The sequence below is a fragment of the Geodermatophilus sp. SYSU D00815 genome, from assembly GCF_054050035.1.
Map to the genome: position 1 here is coordinate 115224 of NZ_JBJGYO010000005.1, position 22863 is coordinate 138086.

Below are 22863 nucleotides of genomic sequence, written 5' to 3' on the forward strand. Positions count from 1 at the left end.
GCGGCAGGGTGCACCCGTCGGGGACAGCCACCGGGAGGCGCGATGCGGGTCGCCGTCCGCCTGCTCGGCGGGTTCGACGTCGTGGTCGACGGCCGCCCGGTGCCCGCCGAGGACTGGCGCCGCCGCTCCGCCGCCGCGCTGGTCAAGCTGCTCGCCCTCGCGCCGGGGCACCGGCTGCGCCGGGAGCAGGTGCTCGACGCGCTGTGGCCCGACCTGCTGGTGGACGAGGCCCTGCCGCGGCTGCACAAGGCCGCGCACTACGCCCGGGGGGCGCTCGGCGCGCGCGACTCCGTCGTCCTGGCCGACGACGCCGTCGCGCTCTTCCCCGCCGCGGAGGTCACCGTCGACGTCGAGGAGTTCGAGCGGGCCGCCGACGCCGGGGCGGCGCTCGGGCACTGGCGCGGGGAGCTGCTCCCCGACGACCCCTACGAGCCGTGGACCGGGGAGGCCCGGGCCCGGCTGCGGCTGCGGCACCTCGAGCTGCTGCGGGCGGCCGGGCGGTGGGGCGAGCTCGCCGCCGCCGACCCGCTCGACGAGGAGGCCGCGCTGCAGGTCGCGCGCGAGCACGTGGCCGCCGGCCGCCGGTCCGACGCGCTGCGCCGGCTGGAGCACCTCGACCGGACCCTGCGGCGGGAGCTCGGCACCGCGCCCGGCCCGGCCGCCGCGGCGTTGCGGGCGCAGGCCCTGCGGCTGCCCGCCGAGGGCGGACCGCGGCCGGCGCGGGGCACGCCGGTGCCGCTGCCCGCGACGCCGACGGTCGGGCGCGACGCCGACCGCGCCCGCGTGCTGCGCCTGCTCGAGTCCGCCCGGGTCGTCACGCTCGTCGGCCCGGGCGGCGTGGGCAAGACCCGGCTGGCCACCGAGGTGGCCCTGGAGCGCACCCGGGCGACCGGCGTCCCCGCCGCCTTCGTCGACCTCACCCGGGTGCGCGACCCGGGTGAGGTCGCCGACCTGGTCGCCGGGGCGCTGGGGCTGCACGTCGGGACGGCGGGCGATCCCGAGCGGGCGCTGGCCGAGGTGCTGCGCCGGCGGGAGCTGCTGGTCGTGCTGGACAACTTCGAGCACGTGACGCCCGCCGCTCCCCTGGTCGGCCGGCTGGCCGCGGCGGCGCCGGGCGTGCGCTTCCTGTGCACCAGCCGGGCGCGGCTGCAGATCGCCGGCGAGCGCCTGCACGACGTCGCCCCGCTCGCGGTGGCCGGGGACGCCGACGCCCCGGCCGTCGCCCTCTTCGAGCAGGCCGCGGCCGCCGTCGACCCCGGCTTCGACCTGGCCGCGCACCTGCCGGAGGTGGTGGCGATCTGCCGGCAGGTGGACGGGCTGCCGCTGGCCATCGAGCTCGCGGCCGGGCACGTGCGCACCCTCACCCCGGCGCTGCTGCGGGCCCGGCTGGGCGCCCGGCTCGGCTCGCCGGACGGGGCACCGCGGGACAGCCCGGCCCGCCAGCGCACCATCCCGGCGACGATCGACTGGAGCCTGCAGCTGCTCGGCCCGGCCGAGCGCGAGCTGTTCGCCGCGCTGGGCGTCTTCGCCGGTCCCGTCCCGGTGGAGGCCGTGGAGCAGGTCTGCGCCGGCGTCGCCCCCGACCCGCTCGTGTCGCTGGGCCGGCTGGTCGACCAGAGCCTGGTGCGGCGCGGCACCGGCCCCGACGGCGCGCCGCGCTTCCGGCTGCTCGAGCTGCTCCGCGAGCGCGCCCGGGAGCTGCTGCCGGGGCCGGCCGCCGCCGAGCTGCGCGCCCGCCGCGCCGCCTGGGTGGCCGACACCCTGGAGGAGCTCGACGCGCACCGGTGGACCGCGCCCGACGCGTGGCTGGACCGCATCGGCGAGCTGATGCCCGAGATCCGCGCCGCGCAGGCCGACACCACCGCGCGCGGCGACCTGCGCACCGCCGCCCGCATCGCCGGGCAGCTGGGCACGTACTGGCACCGGGAGGGGCGGCACGCCGAGGGCCGCCCCTGGGTCGGCGCCCTGCTCGCGGCCGCCGACCGGCTCGACGCGCCGCTGGTGGCCCGCCTGCAGGTCGCCTCGGGCTTCCTCTGGTGGACCGTCGACGTCCTGCGTGCCCGCACGCACCTGGCCGCGGCGGCCGAGCTGTTCCGCGGCCTCGGGCCGGACCGCTACCTCGCCTACGCGCTGGGCCTCACCGCCGTCACCTTCATCGGCGACGGCGCCGCGTACCCCGACGCCCTGCGGCAGGTGGACGAGAGCATCGCGCTGGCCCGGCGGGTCGGCGAGGGCGGGCTCACCGCCCAGGTCCTGTGCATCCGCGGCGAGCTGACCCGGGTGCACGGCGACGACGACGCGGCCCGGGCCGCCTACGAGGAGGCGCTGGAGCTGAGCACCGAGGTCGGCGACGGCATCCTGCAGAGCATGCTGCTGGGCAACCTCGGCTACCTGGCCGAGCACCGCGGGGACCCCGCGACGGCGCTCGCGCTGCACCGCCGGGCGGTGCACCTGTCCTGGTCCACCGGGCGGCGCCTGGTCGCGGCGTGGTTGCTGGGCGAGGCGGCCGGGCCGGAGGCCGCGCTGGGCCGGGTGGGCCGGGGCGCGGTGCTCGTCGGCGCCGCCGACGCGGCGCTGCGCGAGCTGGGCACCGACCGCGCCCCCGGCGACCGGCCCGAGCACCAGCGGGTGGTGCGGACGCTGCGCGCCGCCCTCGGCGACGCCGGCTTCGAGCGGGCGGCCGCGGAGGGGGCGCGGCTGTCGCTCGACGAGGCGGTGGAGCTGGCGCTGACCGAGCCGGCGGCTCAGCCGGCCTGAGCCGCGGCCGCCACCACCGGGTCGCGCCGCACGACCGCGGTCCCGTCCAGGACCACGAGGCCGTCCTGGTTCGCGATCGTCGTGGCCGGCGTGCAGACCGGCTCGTCCGCCCGCGCGCCGGTCACCTCGGCCGTCGCGGTGAGCACCTCGCCGGGCCGCACGGCCGCGCGGAAGCTCCGGTGCACGGCGAGGAGGACGCTGCCCGGGCCGGGCAGGTCCTCCGCCACGAGCGCGTCGAGCAGGCCGCTGGTCACCCCGCCCTGGACGACGATCCCGCCGAACCGCGACCGCGTCGCGAGCTCCGGGTCGTGGTGCACCGGGTCGCGGTCGCCGGCGAGCCCGGTGGACAGCTCGATGTCGCGGGCGGTGCGCCACCACTCGCGGTAGACCTCCTCGCCGACCCGCGCGATCAACCCGGCCGTCTGCGACCGGTGCGCCCGCAGCGCGGCCAGCTTGCGGTCCAGCAGCCGGCCGGAGAGGACGGCCACGTGCTCCGGGTCGGCCGCAGGCGCCGGCGGGCCGGTCATCCAGACGCCGGTCGCGGCGCACAGCGGGCCCCAGCGGTCCAGCCACCCCGCGGTGAGCGCCGCCCACCACAGGCGCGCGCCGGTGCCGGCGACCGCGCGCGTGGTCCACGCCGACACGGCGCGGTGGTCGGGGTGCCCGGTCAGGCCGTCGGGGCCGAAGGTGAGCACCAGGTCGGGGCGGACGTCGCCGACGACGGCCGCGACGGCGGCGGCCCCCGCCTCCTCGGGCACGTCGGCCAGGTGCCCGTCGCGCAGCGGCCGGCCGGCGCGCAGCCAGCGGTGCTCCGTCACGCCGACGGCGGCCAGGCTCGCGGCCAGCGGTGCTCCGTCACGCCGACGGCGGCCAGGCTCGCGGCCAGCTCCCGGGCGCGCACGACGTCGCCCGCCGGGTCGTCGAGCCCGCCCTCGCCGCGGGTGGCGGTGGCCACGACCACCCGGTCCCCGGTGGCCACGGCGGCGGCGAGGAGGCCGGCGGACAGGTAGGCCTCGTCGTCGGGGTGGGCCCAGACCCCCAGCACGGTGCGTGCCATGCCCCGACCGTGCGGCGCGCGCCTTCCGCCGGCCTTCCGCGGCGCCGCGACCGCCGCCCGACGGCGGAAGGCCGGGGGAAGGCCGGCTCCCTAGCGTCCGCGGCGTCCTGCACCGCCCTGACGAAGGAGCACCCGCCATGACCTCGACCGTGAGCCGGCCGGCCCGCAACGGCGTCGACGTCCCCACCCTGTTCGCCACGCTCGACGCCGTCCGCGGAGCGCCGCAGCTGGCCGACTTCCAGTTCCGCGCGACCAACACCTGGGTCCGCGGCACCCACAGCCGCAGCACGATCCAGGGCTTCCACGGCGCCGGCCAGGAGGACACCAGCCGCACCGAGCCCTTCACCTTCGACGCCGACCACCCGGCGGTGCTGGTGGGGACCAACCGGGGACCGACGCCGGTGGAGTTCCTGCTGCACGCCGTCGCCGCCTGCCTGACCGCCGGCCTGGCCAACATCGCCTCCGCCCGCGGCATCGACCTGACCCGGGTCGAGTCCTCCGTCGAGGGCGACATCGACCTGCTCGGCATCCTGGGCCTCGACGAGTCGGTCCGGAACGGCTACTCGCAGATCCGGGTGCACGTCACCGTCGAGGGCGACGCCTCGCCCGAGCAGCTGGCCGAGCTCGTCGAGCAGTCCCGCCGGCGCTCGGCGGTCTTCGACGTCCTGCGCAACGGCACCGACGTCCGCGTCGACGTCACCACCCCCTGAGATCCCGCGGGCGGCCCGCCCCCTGCCCCGGGCGGGCCGCCGCCACCCTCCTGGAGCCCCGTCATGACCTCCGTCCCCGTCGCCGTCCTCGGCGCCGGCCAGGCCGGCCTCGCGGTCAGCCGCCTGCTCACCGACGCCGGCGTCGACCACGTCGTCCTCGACCGCGGCCGGCCGGCCGAGCGCTGGCGCACCCGCCCGTGGGCGTCGCTGCGGCTGCTCACCCCCAACTGGATGAGCCGGCTGCCCGGCTGGTCCTACCGCGGCGACGACCCCTCCGGCTTCCTGCGGGCTCGGGAGGTCGTCTCCTACCTGGCCGGCTACGCCGCGTCCTTCGACGCGCCCGTGGTGAGCGGCGCCGAGCTCGAGTCGGTGCGCCCGGGCGCCGGCGGCTACGCCGTCGCCACCACCGCCGGTGCCTGGACCGCCCGCGCGGTCGTCGTCGCGACCGGCTGGTGCGACCGGCCCGCGGTGCCCTCCCTCGCGGCCGGCCTCGACGGCCGCGTCGCCCAGGAGACGGCGGCCACCTACGTCGACCCCGGTGCGCTGCCCGACGGCGGCGTCCTGGTGGTCGGGGCCTCCGCCTCCGGGGTGCAGCTGGCCGACGAGCTGGCCGCCGCGGGACGCCGCGTGCTCCTCGCCGTCGGCTCGCACACCCGCCTGCCGCGCACCCACCGCGGGATGGACGTCCTGTGGTGGCTGTCGTCGGCGGGGCTGCTCGACCGGCGGGTGCGGGTGCGGGTGCGCCCGGCCCCCGGCCCGGCGGAGTCGTCGCTGCAGCTGGCCGGCCGGCCCGACCGGCGCGACGTGGACCTGCCCTCGCTGCAGTCCCGCGGGGTGGAGCTGGCCGGCCGGCTGGTCGCCGCGGACGGCACCCGCGTCACGTTCGCCGACGACCTGGCGGCCACGACGGCCGCGGCCGACGAGCGGCTGGCCCGCCTGCTGCGGCGCGTCGACGCCTACGCGCACGCCGTCGGCCTCGACGACGAGGTCGACCCGGCGCCGTCCGGCCTCCCCACCGCCCGGGTGGACGCCGCCCCGCGGTCGCTCGACCTCGCCGCGGCCGGCATCGGCTCGGTGGTCTGGGCGACCGGCTACCGCCGCGCCTACCCCTGGCTGCACGTGCCGGTGCTCGACACCGCGGGCGAGATCCGCCACCTCGCCGGCGCGACGGCCGCACCCGGCCTGCACGTCGTCGGCACGCCCCGGCAGACCCGGCGCACCTCCACCTTCCTCGACGGCGTGCGGCACGACGCCGCGCTGGTCGTCGGCCGGGTCCTCGACGAGCTGGGCGCCGCCCGGCCGGCCCTGGAGCCGGCGGCATGAGCGCCCCCTGGGACGCCGTCGTCGTCGGCGCGCGGGTCGCCGGCGCGTCCACGGCCATGCTGCTGGCCCGCGCGGGGCTGCGGGTGCTCTGCGTCGACCGCGCCCGCGCCGGCAGCGACACCGTCTCGACCCACGCCCTGATGCGCGCGGGCGTGCTGCAGCTGGACCGCTGGGGCTTGCTCGACGCCGTCCGGGCGGCCGGCACCCCGCCGGTGCGCCGGGTCGTCTTCTCCTACGGCGACGAGCGGGTGACCGTCTCGCTGCGGCCGGGCCCGGGGTTCGACGCCCTGTACGCGCCGCGGCGGACGGTGCTCGACCCGCTGCTCGCCGACGCCGCCGCCCGCGCCGGGGCCACCGTCCGCCACGGCACGCCGGTCACCGGGCTGCTGCGCGGGTCCGACGGCCGGGTCACCGGTGTCGCGGTGCGGACGCGGGACGGCGGGGTCCGCGAGGAGCGGGCGCCGCTGGTCATCGGCGCCGACGGCCGCTCCTCCCTGGTGGCGGCGGGGGTGCGCGCGGCGACGCGGTACGCGGGCCGGGCCGCCACCGAGGTGCTCTACGGCTACTTCGCGGGGATGCCCGCGGAGGGCTACGAGTGGCTGTACCGGCCGGGGGCCAGCGCCGGGGCCATCCCGACCGACGACGGGCTCACCTGCGTCTTCGCCGGTGGCGCGCCCGCCACCGTGCAGCCGCTGGTGCGCGCCCGCGGGCCGCAGGAGGCGCTGCGCGCGCTGGCCGCGGCCGCCCCGCTCGGCCCGGTGCTGGCGGCCGCCCGGCCGGTCGGCGCCGTGCGGCACGTCCGCGGCACGCCCGCGCACCTGCGGGTGCCGTACGGCCCGGGCTGGGCGCTGGTCGGGGACGCCGGCTGCTGGAAGGACCCGCTGTCGACCCACGGCATGTCCGCGGCGCTGCGGGACGCCGAGCTGCTCGCCCGCGCGGTGCTGAGCGCGCCCCGGCCCGGGCGGGCGCAGCAGGAGGCGCTGGCCGGGTACGCCGCCGTCCGGGACGCCCTCACGCTGCCCGTGCTGCGCGTGGTCGAGCGCATCGCCGCCCACGACTGGGACCTCCGAGAGGTCCGCGGCCTGCTCCGGGCGATGGCCTCGGCGATGGCCGAGGAGGTGGAGCTGCTCGAGGGGCTCCACCCCGTCGCCGGAGCGGTCTAGGGTCCGCCGCCAGGGGTGGTCGCATGGGCGCCCGCGAGATCCGGGTGCAGCTCCTCGGCGGCTTCCGCACCGACGACGCCGAGGCCGCCCTGGCCGTGGTCGACCGGGCCGAGGCCACCCTGGGGCCGAACCGCGACGACCAGTGCTCCTTCCGCGCGATCATGCTGGCCGCGCCGGCCGCGCGGGCGCGTGCCGCCGGGGCGACCTCGAGGGCGCCCGCCGCTGGGCCGCGGTCGCCGAGGCGGGCGTCGCCCTCTGGGAGGGCACCGCCTGGGCGGCCGCGCTGGTCGAGGTGCACGCCGCCGTGGCGCGAGCCGAGGGCCGGGTCATCGAGGCCGACCGCCTCTACGCCTCCGCCGCGGCGCTGTTCGACACCGCCGGCCAGCCGTTCGACGCCGCCCGCTGCCGCGCCCCGCTCGCGCCGGTCCCCTAGCTAGGCCGACGACAGCCGGACGGCGCCGAGGGCGGCCAGCGCGCCCAGCTCGTCGGCGGCCATCCAGATCGCGCTGATCCGACCGTCGCGCAGCGACAGGAGGTCGATCGCCCGCAGCTCCAGATGCCGTCCGGTGGGGGCCAGCACGCCGGCGGCGGTGGCCAGCGGCCCCACCTGGCGGCCGCTGAGCCGGAAGGCCACGGCGACCTTGCCGTCGGCCTGGGCGACGTCCAGCACCGTGCGCTCGGGCTGGTCGAACACCGCCTGCAGCGCCCGCGCCCGCCGGACGAGGTCGCCCGCCGACAACGCCACCCCGTTCACCTGCACCGGGTCGGTGTAGACGGCGCGGAACGCGTCCTGCGCGGCGTCCTCGTCGTCCGGGAGCGGGTCGGTCCACAGGCGCAGCAGCCGGTCGACGTCGAAGGCCATGGGTCATCCTGCCCGTCCGCAGCAGGCTCCGACAGGGTGACCGCGCGGGTGGGAGGCGCGCCGCCAGAGCTGGCCGCCGGAGCGCGGCCACGACCGGCGCCACCGTCGTCCCGGGAGGGCGGCGCGCCGTCCCGGCGCCGGAGAGCTCCCGCTGCCGGGCCGGCTCGGGGCAGACTCCGGCCGTGCCCACCGAGCTCGAACGTCGTTCCCCGCCCTGCGTCCTCGTCATCTTCGGCGCGTCCGGGGACCTGACCGCCCGCAAGCTGCTCCCGGCGCTCGAGCGGCTGGCCGCCTACGGCGCCCTGCCGCCCGAGGTGGCGCTGGTCGGGGTGGCCCGCACGCCGATGACCGACGAGCAGTTCGCCGCGTACTGCCGCGAGAAGGTCGGCGCCACCGACAACCCGCGCTGGACCGGGCTGCTGGCCGGCGCGCGGTACGTGCACGGCGGCTACGACGACCCGGCCACCTTCGCCCGGCTCGCGGAGGTGCTCGGCGAGTGCGACCGCGCGGTCGGGACGGCGGGCAACCGGGTCCACTACTTCTCCACGCCGCCCCGGCTGTTCGGGCCGATCGCCCTCGGCCTCGGCAAGGCGGGGCTGTCGGTCCCCGACGGCGAGGCGTTCGTGCGGGCGGTCATCGAGAAGCCGTTCGGCTGGGACGAGGAGAGCGCCCGCGACCTCTACGCCGAGCTGTCCACCGCCTTCACCGAGGAGCAGATCTTCCGGATCGACCACTACCTGGCCAAGGAGACGGTGCAGAACCTGCTGGCGCTGCGCTTCGCCAACTCGATCTTCGAGCCGATCTGGAACCGCACCTGGGTGGACAACGTGCAGATCACCGTCGCCGAGACCCTGGGGGTCGGCGAGCGCGGCGGCTTCTACGAGACCACCGGCGCGATGCGCGACATCGTGCAGAACCACGTGCTGCAGGTGCTCTCGCTGTTCCTCATGGAGCCGCCGACGTCCTTCCACCCCGAGGCCATCCGCGACGAGAAGGTGAAGCTGCTGCGGGCGATCCGGCCGCTGGAGTCGGAGGCCGACATCGCGGCCCGCGCCGTGCGCGGCCAGTACACCCGCGGCGGCACCCGCGAGGAGCTCATGCCCGGCTACCGCGAGGAGCCGGGCGTCGACCCGCTGAGCTCGACCGAGACGTTCGTGGCGCTGCGGCTCGAGGTGGCCAACTGGCGGTGGAACGAGGTGCCGGTCTACGTGCGCACGGGCAAGCGGCTGCCGGCCCGGGTCACCGAGGTGGCGATGGAGTTCCACCGGCCGCCGCAGCTGCCGCTGTTCCCGGGCACGCAGGGCGACCTCGAGCCAGACGCCCTGATCGTGCGGGTGCAGCCCGACGAGGGGCTGTCGCTGCGCTTCGGGGCGAAGGTGCCCGGCCACGCCTTCCGGGTGCAGAAGGCCTCGATGGACTTCTCCTACGAGAGCTTCGAGCAGCAGTCGATCGACGCCTACGAGCGGGTCATCCTCGACGCGCTGATCGGCGACCCGACGCTGTTCATCCGCGCCGACGAGGTCAGCCGCTCGTGGAAGATCGTCGACCCGGTGCTGCAGTACTGGAGCGGCGACCCGCACCCGATCCCGCTCTACCAGGCCGCGACGTGGGGGCCGACCGAGGCGACGACGCTGATCAGCCGGGAGGGCCGCCGCTGGCGCTCCTTGTGACCGTCGCCCGCGTCAGCTGCGCGGCTGCGGGGTGACGTCGCGGGCGCTGTCGAGGGCGTGCCCGTCCTCGCAGGTGAGCGCGAGGTGCACGGGCGCGCCGCAGTCGCGGTGCCGCAGCTCCATCATCCCGGGCCCGTCGTCGAGCCAGCGGTCGCCCCACTCCATGAGCGCGACCAGCGTCGGGTAGAGGTCGATCCCCTTGCGGGTCAGGCGGTACTCGTGGCGCTGCCGCTCGCCCTCGGCCTGGTACGGCACGCGCTTGAGGATGCCCTGGTCGACCAGGGTGGCCAGCCGGTCGGTGAGGACGGCCCGGGGCGCGCCGAGGATGCGCTGGAAGTCGGCGAACCGGCGCACGCCGAGGAACGCCTCGCGCAGCACCAGCAGGCTCCACTTCTCGCCGACGACGGCCAGGGTCCCGGCGACCGAGCACCGGGAGCGGTCCAGCAGCAGCTCGCTCACGGCCCCAGCATAGAACCCCTGAGTTCACTTGACGAACCTCGAACGGAGGAGCAGAGTTCGTCCCACGAACTCAGGAGGTCCCGATGGACATCGCGGTGGCGACCCGGCCCGTGCGGCCCGACGACCTGCCGGCGTTCCTCCGCCTCTGGCCGCGGCTGTCGGCGGAGACCCGGTACCGGCGCTTCCACGCGCCGGTGCGCCGCTTCCCGATGGCGTTCGTCCGCCACCTCGTGCAGGTCGACCACGACGCCCGCGAGGCCGTGGTCGCCGTGGTCGGTGGCGAGGTGGTGGGCGTGGCCCGCTACGACCGCTCCCCCACCGACCCCTCGTCGGCGGAGTTCGCCGTCGTCGTGGAGGACGCGTGGCAGGGCGCGGGGCTGGGCCGGCAGCTGCTGCGCGACCTGACCGAGCTCGCCGCCCGCCGCGGCGTGCGCGAGCTGACCGCCACCGTGCAGGCCGACAACGACCGGATGCTGCGCCTGATCCGCCGGCTGCTCCCCGGCGCCGCCCTCGACGAGGACGACGGCGTCTACACGGTGCGCAGCCGCATCGACTCCCCCGCGCCGGCCGTCGCGGCCGGCTGACCACCCGAGAGGAACCCGCCATGTCCCGCCTGCACGACCGCCTGACCCGGGCCCGCGCCACCCGCCGCATGCTCCGCGACGAGCGCGCGCTGCGCCGGCTCATCGCCGACGCGCCCACGCTCGAGTCGGCGCACGAGATCACGTCCCTGCTCACCCGCCGCTGAGTTCGGCAGCGGGTCCCCCGTCGATCACGGCGCCGGGACCACGTCCCGGGCCCCCGCGGTGGTCACGGCGCCATGATCACGGGGACGTCCCCGCCGCGGACCGCGCGCCACGCGCCGGCGATCGCGGCCACCGACCGGTCGACGTCGTCCTCGGTCGTCGTCGCGTTGGAGACCGAGACGCGCATGAGCCGGGTGCCGCGCCAGGTGGTCGCCCCGGTCCAGCACTCCCCCGACCGCTGGACGGCGGCGACCACCGCGTCGGTGGCCGAACCGTCGGCCCCGAACCGGACGAGCACCTGGTTGAGGACGACGTCGTTCACGACCGTGACCCCGTCGAGCGACGAGAGCGCCTCGGCGAACCGGCGCGCGAGCGCGCAGCACCGCTCGACGACGCCGGCGACCCCGGTGCGCCCCAGCTCGCGCAGCGCCGCCCAGGTGGCGAAGCCGCGGGCCCGCCGCGAGGACTCCGGCACGAAGTCAGCAGGGTGCCGGACGGCGCCCTCGCCCTGGCCGGTGAGGTAGGGGGCGGTGAACCACATCGCCGCCCGGTGCGCGGCCGGGTCGGCGCAGAAGGCGTAGCCGCTGTCGTAGGGCACGTTGAGCCACTTGTGGCCGTCGGTGCCCCACGAGTCGGCGCCCTCGACGCCGGCGACGAGGTGCCGGGTCGCCGGGCTCGCCGCGGCCCACAGGCCGAAGGCGCCGTCCACGTGCACCCAGGCCCGGTGCCGGCGCGCCACCTCGACGGCGGCGGCGAGGTCGTCGCAGGCGCCGGTGCTCACGTTGCCCGCCTGCAGGGCCACCACCGTCGGCCCCGCGGGCAGCTCGGCGAGGGCACGCGCCAGCGCGGCGACGTCGATCCGCCCCTGGGCGTCGGCGGCCACGGGCACGACCGCGCGGGTGCCGAGCCCGAGCAACCGCAGCGACCGGTCGAGGGTGACGTGCCGCTCCACCGAGGCCACGACGCGCACCGGCGGGGCGCCGGCCAGGCCGTCGCGCTCGACGTCCCAGCCGGCGTCGGCCAGCACGCGGTGCCGCGCGGCGGCGAGCCCGACCGTGTTGGCGCCCTGCGCGCCGGTGACGAAGCCGACCGACACCGCGGGGGGCAGCCCGAGCAGCTCGGCGAGCCACGCCCCGGCGACCTCCTCGACCACCGCGGCCGCCGGCGAGCTCACCGCGTTGAACGCCGGCTGGTCCCAGGCGGCGGCGAGCATGTCGGCCGCGGTCGCGGCGGGCAGCGCGCCGCCGATCACGAAGCCGAAGAACCGCGGCCCCGCCGTCGCGACCAGTCCCGGCTCGACGGCCGCCACGAGCTCACCGACGACGTCGGCCGGGTCGCACGGCTCGTCGGCCAGCCGCCCCAGCGCCGACCGGACGACGGCGGCGGCCTCCTCCGGGGGCGCCACCCGGGTGTCGCCGAGGCCGGCCCGGTAGGCCGCGGCGTGCTCCGCCACAGCGGCGAACAGTGCGCGCAGGTCCGTCACCCCGCGCAGGCTGCCACGGCGGGGGCCGGCGCTCCAGGGGCTGGACGATGCACGTCGTCAACCGGTGGTTGACGACGCATCCGCGTCAACCTACGGTTGACGGCATGACCGACCCCACGCCGCTGTCCCAGTCCGTCCGCCTCGACGACCTGATCGCCACCATCACCCGGGCCCACCAGGACCCGCTCGAGCAGCTCACCGACGCCGTCCTGCTGGCCGACCACATCGGAGAGGTCGCCGACGCGCTCATCGGCCACTTCGTCGACCGCGCCCGCCGCACCGGCGCCTCGTGGACCGAGATCGGCGCGAGCATGGGCGTGACCAAGCAGGCCGCCCAGAAGCGGTTCGTGCAGCGCGCGGGCGACCGGACCGCGGCGCTCGACCCCAGCGCGGGCTTCGGGCGGTTCACCCCGCGCGCCCGCAACGTCGTCGTCACCGCGCAGGACGAGGCCAGGGCGCGCCACCACGACCGGATCACCGTCGGGCACCTGGTGCTCGGGCTGCTGGCCGAGCCCGAAGGTCTGGCGGCGAAGGCGATCGCCGCGCAGGGGCTCTCGGCCGAGCGGGTCCGCGAGGTGGCGGAGAGGACGCTCGGCCCGGCGGTGGCGGAGGTGCCGGAGATGGTGCCGTTCGACGACCACGCCAAGTCGGTGCTCGAGGGCACGTTCCGCGAGGCGCTGCGCCTGGGGCACAACTACATCGGCACGGAGCACGTCCTGCTGGCCCTGCTCGACGCCGAGGACGGCACCGGCGTGCTCGCCGGGCTGGGCATGGACCGCGGCCGCGCCGAGGCCGACGTCACGGCGGCCCTGGCGGCCATCGGGAAGGGCACCTCGCCGCAGGGGTAGCGGCGTGTGCCACCGTGTCGGGCCGTGACCGCCGTCATCTCCATCCAGTCGCACGTCGCCTACGGCCACGTGGGCAACTCCTCGGCCGTGTTCCCGCTGCAGCGCCTCGGTATCGAGGTGTGGCCGGTGCACACCGTCCAGTTCTCCAACCACACCGGCTACGGCGAGTGGCGCGGGCGGGTGTTCGACGGCCAGGCGGTCGAGGAGGTCGTCGAGGGCATCGCCGACCGCGGCGTGCTGGGCACCTGCGACGCCGTCCTCTCCGGCTACCTCGGCTCGGCCGACATCGGGCACGCCGTCGTCCAGACGGTGCAGAGGGTGCGCGCCGCCAACCCCGCCGCGGTCTACTGCTGCGACCCGGTGATCGGCGACGTCGGTCGCGGGGTGTTCGTGCGGCCGGGCATCGAGGAGCTGCTCCGGGAGGTGGCCGTGCCGGCCGCCGACCTGGTCACGCCCAACCACTTCGAGCTCGACCTGCTCTCGGGGACGACGACGCGCACGCTGGCCGAGGTCAAGGACGCCGTCGCCGCCGTGCAGGCGCTGGGGCCGCGCGTCGTGCTCACCACGTCGCTGGTCACCGACGACACGCCCGACGACGCCGTCGACCTGCTGGCGTCGGAGGGGGGCCGGCACTTCCGGGTCCGCACGCCGCGGCTCGGCGTCTCGGTCAACGGCGCCGGCGACGCGATCGCGGCGCTGTTCCTGGCCTCCTGGCTGGCCACCCGCTCGGCCCCGGACGCGCTGGGCCGCGCGGCGGCGTCGGTGTTCGGGCTGCTGGCCCGCACCGAGGCGGCCGGGTCGCGGGAGATCCTGCTCGTGGCCGCGCAGGACGAGTTCGTCGCGCCGTCGCGCACCTTCGACGTGCGGGAGGTCTAGCGCCGCGCGGCCGGGGTAGGGACCAGTCCGACGGGCCGCCGGTCGAACAAGCGCGCCGGGCGCCCCCCTCTCCGGAAGTGCCCATGTCCTCTCGAACTGACCACGTCGCCGACCTCGACCGGCGCATCGTCGCCGCCTACACCGAGCTCAACGTCGCCCGCGCGCGCTTCTACCTCGATCCCTGCGGCGAGGTGGTGACGGCGTGCGAGGCGGCCGAGGCCACGGTGAACGAACTGCTCGAGCAGCGCTTCGCGCTCACCACCCCCACACCGTCGACCCGCCTGCAGGCCGCCTGACCCCTCGCGGGGCCGCGACCCCCCGGCAGGGGCGTCGCGACCCCGCACGGGGTTCAGGGCCGGTCGTCGTCGCCGACGACGTGCACGGCGGCCTCCTCCGCGGACGCCCCGGCGCCGTCGATGCCCTCGTCCTCGGCCCACAGCTCGGACTCGGTGTCGCCGTAGCCGTCGTCGCCCGCGGACAGCCGGCCCGCGCGGTCGCCGCCCACCTCGTCGTCGCGCAGCTCGCCGTCGGTGCCGACGACGTCGCCGAGACCGTCGTCGAACCCGTCGTCCTCGGCCGCGCGGTCGGGCAGCTCGCGCGCGAGCCGGCCGTCGAGGCTCTCCCCCGCCTCCTCCTCCGCCTCGGTCATGCCGAAGTCGGTCGAGGCGACCGGGGTGTCGCGCGGCGAGTACCCGCGGTCGAGCACGTCGCCGTAGCCGTCGTCCTCCAGCACGTCCTCGGGCTCGAGCAGCCCGGAGGCCTCCTGCGCGTCGGTCTCGTCGTCGCCGCGGTAGCCGCCCATGCCCGTCCCTCCCCGGCCGCCCCGGGGCGGGACGGCGTCAGCCGATGCGCTCGGACAGGTGCACCGTCACCGTGTCCCCCGGCTCCTTGCCGATCGCGCGCCGCACATCGTTGCGCACCGGGAGCTTGTGCGTGCCGTCGCCCAGCGCCATGAAGGAGCTGGCGAACGGGTGCCCGTCGACGGTGCCGCGCACCTTGACCAGGCCGCGGGTGCCGAAGAACTCCGCCGAGCCGTCCATCTGCACGTAGGTCCAGCCGCCCCTGCTCGGGCTCCGGAGGAGCACCGCGCGGAAGGTGGTGTCCAGCGGTCCGCTCGTGGCCATGGTCGTCGTCCTCTCGTCGCGTGCCTGCATCCGGCTGGACCGTGGGGGGCACCGGAACTCATCGCACCCCGGTGGCCGGTCCACCCCCCGGTGCGCAAGGCTGACCACCAGGAACGCGAGACGGAGGAAGCATGCGGATCAGCGAGACCCCGGAGTGGCGGGCACTGGCGGAGCACCACGGGCAGATCCGGGACCGCCACCTCCGGGAGCTGTTCGCCGAGGACCCCGGCCGCGGCACCGCGCTGACCGCCCGCGCCGGCGACCTGACGCTGGACTACTCGAAGAACCGGCTGACCGCCGAGACGGTCCGGCTGCTCGGCGCGCTGGCCGACCGGGCCGGGCTGCGCGAGCGGACCGAGGCCATGTTCGGCGGCGAGCACGTCAACACCACCGAGGACCGCGCCGTCCTGCACGTGGCGCTGCGCGACCCGGCGACGGGCGGGCTGACCGTCGACGGGCAGGACGTGCGCGCCGACGTGCACGAGGTGCTCGGGCGGATGGCCGGCTTCGCGGACCGGGTGCGCGGCGGCGAGTGGACCGGCCACACCGGCGAGCGGATCCGTGCCGTGGTCAACATCGGCATCGGCGGCTCCGACCTGGGCCCGGCGATGGCCTACCAGGCGCTGCGCGACTACTCCGACCGGTCGCTGACCTTCCGGTTCGTCTCCAACATCGACCCGACCGACCTCGCCGAGGCCACCCGCGACCTCGACCCCGCCACCACGCTGTTCGTCGTCGCCTCGAAGACGTTCACCACCCAGGAGACGCTGACCAACGCGCGCGAGGCCCGCCGCTGGCTGGTCGAGGGGCTGGGCGGCGACGAGAAGGCCGTCGCCAAGCACTTCGTCGCCGTCTCCACCAACGCGGCCAAGGTCGCCGAGTTCGGCATCGACACCGAGAACATGTTCGGGTTCTGGGACTGGGTCGGCGGGCGCTACTCCTTCACCTCGGCGATCGGCCTGTCGCTCATGGTGGCGATCGGCCCGGAGCGGTACCGCGAGCTGCTCGACGGGTTCCACACCGTGGACGAGCACTTCCGCACCGCGCCGTGGGAGGAGAACCTGCCGGCGCTGCTCGGGCTGATCAGCGTCTGGTACGTGGACTTCTTCGGGACCCAGAGCCAGGCGGTGCTGCCCTACTCGCAGTACCTGGCCCGCTTCCCGGCCTACCTGCAGCAGCTGTGCATGGAGTCCAACGGCAAGTCGGTCGTGCTCGACGGCTCCCCGGTGGACGTCGCCACCGGGGAGATCGTCTGGGGCGAGCCGGGCACCAACGGCCAGCACGCCTTCTACCAGCTGCTGCACCAGGGGACCGTGCTGGTGCCGGCCGACTTCATCGGCTTCGCCCAGCCCAACCACGACCTGGACGGGATGCACGACCTGTTCCTGTCCAACTTCCTCGCCCAGCCGCGAGCGCTGGCGTTCGGCCGCACGGCCGAGGAGGTGGCGGCGGAGGGGACGGCGGAGGCGGTCGTGCCGCACCGGGTCATGCCGGGCAACCGGCCGTCGAACGCGATCGTCGCGCCGAAGCTGACGCCGTCCACGCTGGGGCAGCTCGTGGCCGCCTACGAGCACCGCGTCTTCACCCAGGGCGTGGTGTGGGGCATCAACAGCTTCGACCAGTGGGGCGTCGAGCTCGGCAAGGTCATGGCCAACCAGCTCGCGCCGAAGCTGCAGAGCGGGCAGGCGCCCGAGTACGACTCCGACCCGTCGACGAACGCGCTGGTGAAGTACCTGCGCGAGCACCGGGGCCGCCCCGCCTGATCCACACGCGGTGACCACCTCCGGCGCAGCCCCGCGGTGGCTGCTGCCGGCGGGGCGGACCGTCGCGGTGGTGGGGGCACCGCCCGGTGCCCGCGCACGGGACCTACGACCCTGCCGCCCGCGGTCGATCACCGGCACCGTAGGCGCCGTCGGGATGGACGACGACCCGCCGGCGCAGCCGGGCCGACCACCCGCACCCCACCCGCCGCACCCCCGTGGAGGTCGCGCATGCCCGCTGCCGTGGTGGCCGAGCACACCGGGCGGATCGAACCCAACGTCGTCATCGACCGCGCCCCCATCGACAGCCTCCCCATCGAGAACACCGCCGTCGACACCGCCCCCGTCGACACCGCCCCCGTCGACACCGCCCCCCTGGCGACCTTCCCGCGCAGGATCCGCGGCCACGGCGCCGACGGGCTGCCGTGGGAGCTGCTCACCAGCCGCACCGGCGTCGAGGTCGTGTCCCGCGCCGGGCGGTTCGCCGAGGCCCAGGTCAGCGACGAGGCCGAGCGGGTCGTCCTCGACTTCCGGTCGGAGGCGCCGGGGGTGCCCGGCGACGTCGCCGCCCGCCTCGTCGAGCAGGCCTTCGCCCACCCGGCGGTGCGCACCCACCGGCCGGTCCTGGTCGCCCTGCCGCGCGGGGAGAGCGCCGTGCTCGCCCAGGTGCTGGCGCGCACCGACGGCGGCTGCCGGGTGGCCGGCGTGACGTGCCTGGTCGAGGGGCGGGTCCGCGCCACGCGCTGAGCCGGCCGAGGCGACCGACGCCGTGGACCGCCGCACCCTCTCCCTACTGACTTGATCGGGAAGATTGCATCCGCGCCGCACCAGGCCCGAGGAGAGCCGCGATGAGCGAGCACCACCACCGGCACCACCACGGCGGCCAGGAGGACCACACGACCGACCCGACCTTCTACCGCACCCCCGCCGACGCGATCGCGGCGCCGACCGAGCAGCTGGCGTACGTCGTCGCCTTCGACCGCGCCGGGGAGAAGCCGGACGCGCTGACCGTGGTCGACACCGACCCGGGGTCGGACACCTACGGGCGGATCGTGGGCTGGGTCGACCTCGACCACACGATCGGCGACGAGCTGCACCACTTCGGCTGGAACGCCTGCTCCAGCGCGCTCAAGCACGAGGGTCACGACATGGGCCCGGACGGGCTCCAGCGCCGGTACCTGCTGCTGCCCGGGCTGCGCAGCTCCAACGTCCACGTCTACGACACCCACCCGGATCCCCGCTCACCGGTGCTGCACAAGATGATCGAGGCGAAGGAGCTCGCCGAGAAGGCCGGCTACTCCCGGCCGCACACGCTGCACTGCGGTCCGGACGGCGTCTTCCTCACGTGCCTGGGCGGTGCCGACGGCGACGAGGGGCCCGGCGGCATCGCGCTGCTCGACCACAGCACCTTCGACGTGCTGCGGGCGTGGGAGACCGACCGCGGGCCGCAGTACCTGGCCTACGACGCCTGGTGGCACCTCAACCAGAACGTGCTGGTCTCCAGCGAGTGGGGCACGCCGTCGATGGTCGAGAACGGGCTGGTGCCGGAGAAGCTGCTGGCCGGCGAGTACGGCCACAAGCTGCACTTCTGGGACCTCGCCGCGGGCCGGCACCTGCAGGAGGTCGACCTCGGCGCGGAGCACCAGATGGTGCTGGAGCTGCGGCCGTCGCACGACCCCGAGGCCACCTGGGGTTTCGTCGGCGTCGTCGTCTCCACCGCCGACCTGTCGGCGTCGGTGTGGCGCTGGTTCCGCGACGGCGACGAGTGGAAGGCGGAGAAGGTCATCACCATCCCGGCGGAGCCGGCCGACCCCGCCGACCTGCCACCGGCGCTGGCACCGTTCGGCGCGGTGCCGCCGCTGGTCACCGACATCGACCTCTCCGTCGACGACCGGATGCTCTACGTGTCCTGCTGGGGCACCGGCGAGCTCAAGCAGTTCGACGTCTCCGACCCCGCGCACCCGCGCGAGGTCGGCTCGGTGCACCTCGGCGGCGTCGTCCGCAGGACGCCGCACCCCACGGTGCCCGACCTGGCGCTGGCCGGCGGGCCGCAGATGGTCGAGGTGAGCCGGGACGGGCGGCGCGTCTACGTCACGAACTCGCTGTACGGGGCCTGGGACGACCAGTTCTTCCCCTCCGGTGTCGGGTCGTGGATGGCCAAGGTCGACACCGACCCGGCCACCGGCGGGCTGGCCCTCGACGAGCGGTTCTTCCCGCACGGCGACGACTGGCGCGGCCTGCGCCCGCACCAGACGCGGCTGCAGGGCGGCGACGCCTCGAGCGACTCGTACTGCTACCGCTGACCGGGGGCGGCCCGTCCCGCTGCCCCGGAGATGCGGGGCCGGCGCCCGAAACCGTCGGTGGCCGTGGTTAGCGTCGCGGCATGACCGGCCCGAGGACGTATCCGCACGGGGTGACGTGCTGGATCGACAGCGAGCAGCCCGACCTCGAGGCGGCGCGCGCCTTCTACGCCGGGCTGTTCGGCTGGACGCTCACCGACGCGGTGCCGCCGGGCGCGCCCGGGTCGTACCTGGTCGCCACGCTCGACGGGCAGGACGTCGCCGCGCTCGCGCCCGCGACGGACGGCCGGCCGCCCGCCTGGAACACCTACGTCGCCGTGGACGACGCCGACGCGACGGCCGCGCAGGTCCAGACCACCGGCGGCATGGTCGCCGTCCCGCCGGAGGACGCCGGGCCCGGTGGCCGGACGGCGGTGTGCCTGGACCCGCTGGGCGCGGAGTTCCGGCTCTGGCAGGCCCGCCGCCGGCCCGGCGCGCAGCTGACCAACGTGCCGGGCACCTGGAACTTCAGCGACCTGCACACGCCCGACCGCACGACGGCGATGGCGTTCTACCGGCCGCTGTTCGGCTGGCTCGACGTCGACATGGAGATGGACGCGGGCACGATGATCCGGGTGCCCGGCTACGGCGACCACCTGGCCGCGACCGTCGACCCGGGCATCCACGATCGGCAGGCCTCCGCGCCGGCCGGGTTCGCCGACGTGATCGGCGGGCTGCTCGTCGTCGGCCCTGACGAGCCCGCGCGCTGGCACGTCACCTTCACGGTGGCCGACCGCGACGACAGCGCCGCCACCGCCGAGCGCCTCGGCGGCACCGTCCTCGGCACCGACGAGAGCCCCTGGACGCGCACGGCGCTGGTCCGCGACCCGCAGGGCGCGGAGTTCACCGTCAGCCAGTTCACGCCGCCGGACGGGTGGTGAGCGCCGGTGCTGCTGTGGGCGGTCACCGACGGCGCCGCGGGCACCCACGCGGTCACCGCGCCCGAGGACGCCGCCGACGCCCGGCGGGTGCGCGCGCACTACGCCGGCGCCTTCTGGTGCGCCACCGAGGCCGGCGGCTGCGGCCGGCGGCTGCAGCTCGTCGCCCCCGACGAGGAGCGGCCGCGGTTCCACCACGTCGAGGAGGTGGCGTGCCGCTTCGCCGGGGCCGGTCCCGCGGCCGGCCCCGCCTACGAGCACCTGCGCTACCAGCGCGCGCTCACCCGGTGGCTCGCCGGGCAGGGCCACCAGGCGCTCGTCGGCAAGGCGCGCGGCGCCGACGGCCGCACCGATCTCTCCGTCGTCGTCCCCGAGCTCGGCTGCGCCGTCCAGGTGCAGCTGACCCCGCTGCCCGACACCGCCTGGCGGGAGCGCGACGACCGGCTCCGCGCCCGGTTCCGGCACGTCACCTGGCTGCACGGCCCGGACGCCTCCGCCGCCGCGGCGGCGGAGGTCTCCGTGCACGGGTTCGCGCTCACGCTCCGCCGGCACAACCGCGATCTCGCGCTCGGTGTCCGCGACGCCGACGAGCAGACCCGCTGGGTGCGGCTCGCCGCCTGCCGGCTGACCGCCGACGGCGTCGCGGTGCCCGGCCTCGACGAGGCCCGCGCGCTGCACGCCCGGCGCCGGCGCGAGCGCCAGGAGGCCGCCCGCCGCGCGGCTCGCATCGCCACCGGGCGCGCGCGCAGCGGCAGCCGCGGCGCGCCGTCGTGGCCGCCGTCGCCGGCCCAGCTGCCGTTCCCGGCGTGAGCGGCCGGCCCGACGTCAGGGGCTCGTCGTCAGGGCCTCGACGAACCGCCGGCAGGTCTCGGCGTCGTCGAGCGCGGTGTAGCGCAGCGTCCGGCCCGCGACGCGCAGCAGCACCTGCGGCCGCCGCCCCTCGCGCAGCGTCGCACCGTCGATGTCGCTCAGCGGCACGGAGGCGATGGCCGGGTCGCCCAGCAGCTTGGGCTCGGCCAGCCAGAGGCGGCCGTCGCTGACCGCGAAGACGGCGGCGCCGCTCATCCCGCGCCAGCGGCCCGGGGTCGCCCGCAGCGTCGCCTGCGGCTGCCGGCCCTCCATCGCCAGCCGGCCGACGAGGAATGCGCTGGCGGCGTCGGCTCCCATCACGCCCTCCAGCCTGCATGATCGGGCGCGTGACCGACGACACCGATGTCAAGGCCGTGCTGGCCGCCGAGGACCGCCGCTACCAGGCGATGCTCGACGCCGATCTCGCCACGCTCGACGAGCTGTGCGCCGACGAGCTCAGCTACGCCCACTCCAGCGGGGTGCGCGACACCAAGGCCGAGTACTTCGAGAAGATCCGCAGCGGCTACTACGTCTACCACCGCGTCGACCACCCGGTGGAGCGGGTGGCGGTGGTCGGGGACACCGCGATCGTGGTGGGGCGGATGACCGCCGACATCCACGCCGGCGGCGTCGCGAAGACGATCGACAACCTCGCCCTGGCGGTCTGGTCACGCACGGTGAGCGGGTGGCGGCTCCTCGCCTACGCCCCGACGTCGCTGCCGGGCTGAGGGCCGGTAGTTGATCCGTCATGCACCGATCGGGCGCACCATGGACGCATGGGCCCCGGCCGCCGGACGTCGGGCCGGCGGGTGCGGCGGGGGCTCGTGGTCCTGCCCGCCGCCTCGCTGGCCGCCACCGTGCTGCTCGGCTCCGCCGACGGCGGCCTCGGCACCACGGCCGCGACCGCGCCGCTGACCCCGCCCGCCGCCGAGGAGCCGCTCCGGCCGGCGGCGGTCACCGCGTCGGCCACGGCGGCCGAGCAGCGGGTCGCCCCGCCACCGCCGCCCGTGCCGCCCGCCGTTCCGGTGGACGCGCCGGCGGTCCTCGGCCAGGTGCAGGCCGCGGCCGGTGCGGCCGGCGGCACGGTCACCGTCGTCGTCGTGGACGCCTACCAGCGGCAGCTGCTCGCCGGCCCGGACGCCACCCGGCCGGCGCTCACCGCCTCGCTGGTCAAGCTGCTCGTGGTCGCCGAGCTGCTGGCCCGCCAGGGCGGCAACCCGCCGCCGGAGGACCGCGCGCTCATGGAGCGCGCCTCGACCTCCTCCGACGACGCCGCGATGAGCACGCTCTGGGTCCGCCACGACGGCCCCGGCCTGATCGCGGCCGCCACGGCGCGGCTGGGGCTGACCGGCACCGCGCCGCCGGGCCGCACCGGCCAGTGGGGCGAGTCGCTGATGAGCGCGGCCGACGTCGCCACCTTCCTGTCCCGCATCGCCCAGGCGTACGGCACCGGCATCGCCGACACCCTCACCGGCTGGCTGCGGGCGGCCACGCCGACCGCGGCCGACGGCTTCGACCAGCGCTTCGGCCTCCTGTCGCCGGCTTCGGCCGCGGCCGGTCCGGTCGCGGCCAAGCAGGGGTGGATGTGCTGCGTCGGCGGGCGCCGGCAGCTGCACTCGGCCGGGCTGCTGCCCGACGGCCGCGCGGTCGTCCTGCTCGGCGACTTCCCGGCGGGCACGTCGTGGCGGGCGGCGGCCGCGGCCCTCGACGCCGCCGCGGCGGCGGTCGTCGCCGGCACCGCCGGCCAGCCGCCGCAGGCCGGCTGATCCCCGGCCGAGGGCGCGCACGCGCGGCGGCTCGCTGCGGTGATCATGGCGCCGCGACCGCCGCCGGCGTGCCGGGCGTGGTTCCCGCGCCGTGATCGGTCCGTCCACGGGCGCGGGGCACCGCCCGCGGACGGGCTTTCGGTACCGAAAGCCCGTCCGCGCGCCCCCTCCTCCGCCACATCCCCCTGGCGTG

The 22863-nt window shown here is 76.8% G+C and carries 26 protein-coding genes; 18 read left to right on the plus strand and 8 right to left on the minus strand.

What is annotated here, in order from left to right; all coding sequences use genetic code 11:
• Positions 1–42: 42 nt before the first annotated feature.
• A complete protein-coding gene (locus tag ACI78S_RS07920) occupies positions 43–2757 on the plus strand; it encodes an ATP-binding protein (protein ID WP_456971923.1) in 2715 nt (904 codons plus the stop codon).
• Here ACI78S_RS07920 and ACI78S_RS07925 read toward each other — a convergent pair.
• Together ACI78S_RS07925 and ACI78S_RS07930 are read right to left on the minus strand one after the other, a co-directional pair.
• Positions 2745–3575, minus strand: a complete 831-nt coding sequence (locus ACI78S_RS07925) for a MaoC/PaaZ C-terminal domain-containing protein (RefSeq protein ID WP_456971925.1) — start codon at positions 3573–3575, stop codon at positions 2745–2747. The genes ACI78S_RS07920 and ACI78S_RS07925 overlap by 13 nt on opposite strands.
• Positions 3572–3814, minus strand: coding sequence for a PIG-L deacetylase family protein (locus ACI78S_RS07930; RefSeq protein ID WP_456971927.1), 243 nt, complete (start codon positions 3812–3814; stop codon positions 3572–3574). The genes ACI78S_RS07925 and ACI78S_RS07930 overlap by 4 nt, the downstream gene beginning before the upstream one ends.
• A gap of 137 nt (positions 3815–3951) precedes the next feature.
• On the opposite strand from ACI78S_RS07930, the gene ACI78S_RS07935 reads away from it, so the two are divergent.
• From ACI78S_RS07935 to ACI78S_RS07950, 4 genes are all read left to right on the plus strand, one after another.
• Positions 3952–4524: an OsmC family protein gene (locus ACI78S_RS07935; RefSeq protein WP_456971929.1), complete on the plus strand. Its 573-nt coding sequence runs from the start codon at positions 3952–3954 to the stop codon at positions 4522–4524.
• Positions 4525–4587: 63 nt separating this feature from the next.
• A complete protein-coding gene (locus ACI78S_RS07940) occupies positions 4588–5847 on the plus strand; it encodes a flavin-containing monooxygenase (protein WP_456971931.1) in 1260 nt (419 codons plus the stop codon).
• Positions 5844–7010 (plus strand): FAD-dependent oxidoreductase, encoded by a 1167-nt coding sequence (locus ACI78S_RS07945; protein WP_456971933.1) that lies wholly within the window; start codon positions 5844–5846, stop codon positions 7008–7010. Before ACI78S_RS07940 ends, ACI78S_RS07945 begins: the two co-directional genes overlap by 4 nt.
• A 142-nt stretch (positions 7011–7152) precedes the next feature.
• Complete coding sequence (locus tag ACI78S_RS07950; RefSeq protein WP_456971935.1) at positions 7153–7443, plus strand: hypothetical protein; 291 nt, start codon at positions 7153–7155, stop codon at positions 7441–7443.
• On the opposite strand, the gene ACI78S_RS07955 is transcribed toward ACI78S_RS07950, so the two are convergent.
• Positions 7444–7872: an ester cyclase gene (locus ACI78S_RS07955; protein WP_456971937.1), complete on the minus strand. Its 429-nt coding sequence runs from the start codon at positions 7870–7872 to the stop codon at positions 7444–7446.
• A 182-nt stretch (positions 7873–8054) separates the two neighbouring features.
• Between ACI78S_RS07955 and zwf the strand changes: the two genes are divergently transcribed.
• A complete protein-coding gene (gene zwf / locus ACI78S_RS07960; RefSeq protein WP_456971939.1) occupies positions 8055–9542 on the plus strand; it encodes a glucose-6-phosphate dehydrogenase in 1488 nt (495 codons plus the stop codon).
• Between the two features lie 12 nt (positions 9543–9554).
• Here zwf and ACI78S_RS07965 read toward each other — a convergent pair whose 3' ends face one another.
• The gene (locus tag ACI78S_RS07965) at positions 9555–10001 is read right to left on the minus strand and encodes a winged helix-turn-helix transcriptional regulator (protein WP_456971941.1); all 447 of its coding nucleotides are present in this window, start codon (positions 9999–10001) and stop codon (positions 9555–9557) included.
• Positions 10002–10084: 83 nt separating this feature from the next.
• Between ACI78S_RS07965 and ACI78S_RS07970 the strand changes: the two genes are divergently transcribed.
• Together ACI78S_RS07970 and ACI78S_RS07975 are read left to right on the plus strand one after the other, a co-directional pair.
• Entirely contained in the window at positions 10085–10585 is a 501-nt protein-coding gene (locus ACI78S_RS07970) for an N-acetyltransferase family protein (protein WP_456971943.1), read from the plus strand.
• Positions 10586–10605: 20 nt separating this feature from the next.
• Positions 10606–10749 (plus strand): hypothetical protein, encoded by a 144-nt coding sequence (locus ACI78S_RS07975; RefSeq protein ID WP_456971945.1) that lies wholly within the window; start codon positions 10606–10608, stop codon positions 10747–10749.
• A 62-nt stretch (positions 10750–10811) separates the two neighbouring features.
• Here the strand turns inward: ACI78S_RS07975 and ACI78S_RS07980 are convergent, their stop codons facing one another.
• Positions 10812–12230, minus strand: a complete 1419-nt coding sequence (locus ACI78S_RS07980; protein WP_456971947.1) for a pyridoxal phosphate-dependent decarboxylase family protein — start codon at positions 12228–12230, stop codon at positions 10812–10814.
• Between the two features lie 104 nt (positions 12231–12334).
• Between ACI78S_RS07980 and ACI78S_RS07985 the strand changes: the two genes are divergently transcribed.
• From ACI78S_RS07985 to ACI78S_RS07995, 3 genes are all read left to right on the plus strand, one after another.
• A complete protein-coding gene (locus tag ACI78S_RS07985; RefSeq protein ID WP_456971949.1) occupies positions 12335–13078 on the plus strand; it encodes a Clp protease N-terminal domain-containing protein in 744 nt (247 codons plus the stop codon).
• A gap of 24 nt (positions 13079–13102) precedes the next feature.
• Positions 13103–13954: a pyridoxal kinase PdxY gene (gene pdxY, locus ACI78S_RS07990; RefSeq protein ID WP_456971951.1), complete on the plus strand. Its 852-nt coding sequence runs from the start codon at positions 13103–13105 to the stop codon at positions 13952–13954.
• An 83-nt stretch (positions 13955–14037) separates the two neighbouring features.
• Positions 14038–14250 (plus strand): hypothetical protein, encoded by a 213-nt coding sequence (locus ACI78S_RS07995; protein WP_456971953.1) that lies wholly within the window; start codon positions 14038–14040, stop codon positions 14248–14250.
• Positions 14251–14303: 53 nt separating this feature from the next.
• Here ACI78S_RS07995 and ACI78S_RS08000 read toward each other — a convergent pair whose 3' ends face one another.
• Together ACI78S_RS08000 and ACI78S_RS08005 are read right to left on the minus strand one after the other, a co-directional pair.
• The gene (locus ACI78S_RS08000) at positions 14304–14756 is read right to left on the minus strand and encodes a DUF5709 domain-containing protein (RefSeq protein ID WP_456971955.1); all 453 of its coding nucleotides are present in this window, start codon (positions 14754–14756) and stop codon (positions 14304–14306) included.
• 37 nt (positions 14757–14793) lie between these two features.
• A complete protein-coding gene (locus ACI78S_RS08005) occupies positions 14794–15078 on the minus strand; it encodes a DUF1905 domain-containing protein (protein WP_456971957.1) in 285 nt (94 codons plus the stop codon).
• A 131-nt stretch (positions 15079–15209) separates the two neighbouring features.
• Here ACI78S_RS08005 and pgi point away from each other — a divergent pair, with 131 nt between their 5' ends.
• The 5 genes from pgi (at position 15210) to ACI78S_RS08030 (ending at position 20865) form a co-directional block, all read left to right on the plus strand.
• Positions 15210–16841: a glucose-6-phosphate isomerase gene (gene pgi, locus ACI78S_RS08010; protein WP_456971959.1), complete on the plus strand. Its 1632-nt coding sequence runs from the start codon at positions 15210–15212 to the stop codon at positions 16839–16841.
• A 228-nt stretch (positions 16842–17069) separates the two neighbouring features.
• Positions 17070–17585 (plus strand): hypothetical protein, encoded by a 516-nt coding sequence (locus ACI78S_RS08015; RefSeq protein WP_456971961.1) that lies wholly within the window; start codon positions 17070–17072, stop codon positions 17583–17585.
• Between the two features lie 101 nt (positions 17586–17686).
• Positions 17687–19141 (plus strand): selenium-binding protein SBP56-related protein, encoded by a 1455-nt coding sequence (locus tag ACI78S_RS08020; RefSeq protein WP_456971963.1) that lies wholly within the window; start codon positions 17687–17689, stop codon positions 19139–19141.
• Between the two features lie 80 nt (positions 19142–19221).
• Positions 19222–20058 carry a VOC family protein gene (locus ACI78S_RS08025; RefSeq protein WP_456971965.1) on the plus strand — a complete coding sequence of 279 codons (837 nt, stop codon included), beginning with the start codon at positions 19222–19224 and terminating at the stop codon, positions 20056–20058.
• A 6-nt stretch (positions 20059–20064) separates the two neighbouring features.
• Complete coding sequence (locus ACI78S_RS08030; RefSeq protein ID WP_456971967.1) at positions 20065–20865, plus strand: hypothetical protein; 801 nt, start codon at positions 20065–20067, stop codon at positions 20863–20865.
• A gap of 15 nt (positions 20866–20880) precedes the next feature.
• Here the strand turns inward: ACI78S_RS08030 and ACI78S_RS08035 are convergent, their stop codons facing one another.
• Positions 20881–21222 carry a hypothetical protein gene (locus ACI78S_RS08035; RefSeq protein WP_456971969.1) on the minus strand — a complete coding sequence of 114 codons (342 nt, stop codon included), beginning with the start codon at positions 21220–21222 and terminating at the stop codon, positions 20881–20883.
• A 29-nt stretch (positions 21223–21251) separates the two neighbouring features.
• On the opposite strand from ACI78S_RS08035, the gene ACI78S_RS08040 reads away from it, so the two are divergent.
• Together ACI78S_RS08040 and ACI78S_RS08045 are read left to right on the plus strand one after the other, a co-directional pair.
• Positions 21252–21632 (plus strand): nuclear transport factor 2 family protein, encoded by a 381-nt coding sequence (locus ACI78S_RS08040; protein ID WP_456971971.1) that lies wholly within the window; start codon positions 21252–21254, stop codon positions 21630–21632.
• A gap of 48 nt (positions 21633–21680) precedes the next feature.
• On the plus strand, positions 21681–22670 hold the full coding sequence (locus ACI78S_RS08045; protein WP_456971973.1) for an LppW family protein: 990 nt from the start codon (positions 21681–21683) through the stop codon (positions 22668–22670).
• Positions 22671–22863 lie beyond the last annotated feature (193 nt).

What these genes read in the sequence shown, in the direction of transcription:
- ACI78S_RS07920 (WP_456971923.1), top strand. Translation starts at nt 43, where the DNA reads ATGCGGGTCGCCGTCCGCCTGCTCGGCGGGTTCGACGTCGTGGTCGAC.
- ACI78S_RS07930 (WP_456971927.1), bottom strand. Translation starts at nt 3,814, where the DNA reads ATGGCACGCACCGTGCTGGGGGTCTGGGCCCACCCCGACGACGAGGCC.
- ACI78S_RS07935 (WP_456971929.1), top strand. Translation starts at nt 3,952, where the DNA reads ATGACCTCGACCGTGAGCCGGCCGGCCCGCAACGGCGTCGACGTCCCC.
- ACI78S_RS07940 (WP_456971931.1), top strand. Translation starts at nt 4,588, where the DNA reads ATGACCTCCGTCCCCGTCGCCGTCCTCGGCGCCGGCCAGGCCGGCCTC.
- ACI78S_RS07945 (WP_456971933.1), top strand. Translation starts at nt 5,844, where the DNA reads ATGAGCGCCCCCTGGGACGCCGTCGTCGTCGGCGCGCGGGTCGCCGGC.
- ACI78S_RS07955 (WP_456971937.1), bottom strand. Translation starts at nt 7,872, where the DNA reads ATGGCCTTCGACGTCGACCGGCTGCTGCGCCTGTGGACCGACCCGCTC.
- ACI78S_RS07970 (WP_456971943.1), top strand. Translation starts at nt 10,085, where the DNA reads ATGGACATCGCGGTGGCGACCCGGCCCGTGCGGCCCGACGACCTGCCG.
- ACI78S_RS07975 (WP_456971945.1), top strand. Translation starts at nt 10,606, where the DNA reads ATGTCCCGCCTGCACGACCGCCTGACCCGGGCCCGCGCCACCCGCCGC.
- ACI78S_RS07985 (WP_456971949.1), top strand. Translation starts at nt 12,335, where the DNA reads ATGACCGACCCCACGCCGCTGTCCCAGTCCGTCCGCCTCGACGACCTG.
- ACI78S_RS07995 (WP_456971953.1), top strand. Translation starts at nt 14,038, where the DNA reads ATGTCCTCTCGAACTGACCACGTCGCCGACCTCGACCGGCGCATCGTC.
- ACI78S_RS08000 (WP_456971955.1), bottom strand. Translation starts at nt 14,756, where the DNA reads ATGGGCGGCTACCGCGGCGACGACGAGACCGACGCGCAGGAGGCCTCC.
- ACI78S_RS08005 (WP_456971957.1), bottom strand. Translation starts at nt 15,078, where the DNA reads ATGGCCACGAGCGGACCGCTGGACACCACCTTCCGCGCGGTGCTCCTC.
- pgi (WP_456971959.1), top strand. Translation starts at nt 15,210, where the DNA reads ATGCGGATCAGCGAGACCCCGGAGTGGCGGGCACTGGCGGAGCACCAC.
- ACI78S_RS08015 (WP_456971961.1), top strand. Translation starts at nt 17,070, where the DNA reads ATGCCCGCTGCCGTGGTGGCCGAGCACACCGGGCGGATCGAACCCAAC.
- ACI78S_RS08020 (WP_456971963.1), top strand. Translation starts at nt 17,687, where the DNA reads ATGAGCGAGCACCACCACCGGCACCACCACGGCGGCCAGGAGGACCAC.
- ACI78S_RS08025 (WP_456971965.1), top strand. Translation starts at nt 19,222, where the DNA reads ATGACCGGCCCGAGGACGTATCCGCACGGGGTGACGTGCTGGATCGAC.
- ACI78S_RS08035 (WP_456971969.1), bottom strand. Translation starts at nt 21,222, where the DNA reads ATGGGAGCCGACGCCGCCAGCGCATTCCTCGTCGGCCGGCTGGCGATG.
- ACI78S_RS08045 (WP_456971973.1), top strand. Translation starts at nt 21,681, where the DNA reads ATGGGCCCCGGCCGCCGGACGTCGGGCCGGCGGGTGCGGCGGGGGCTC.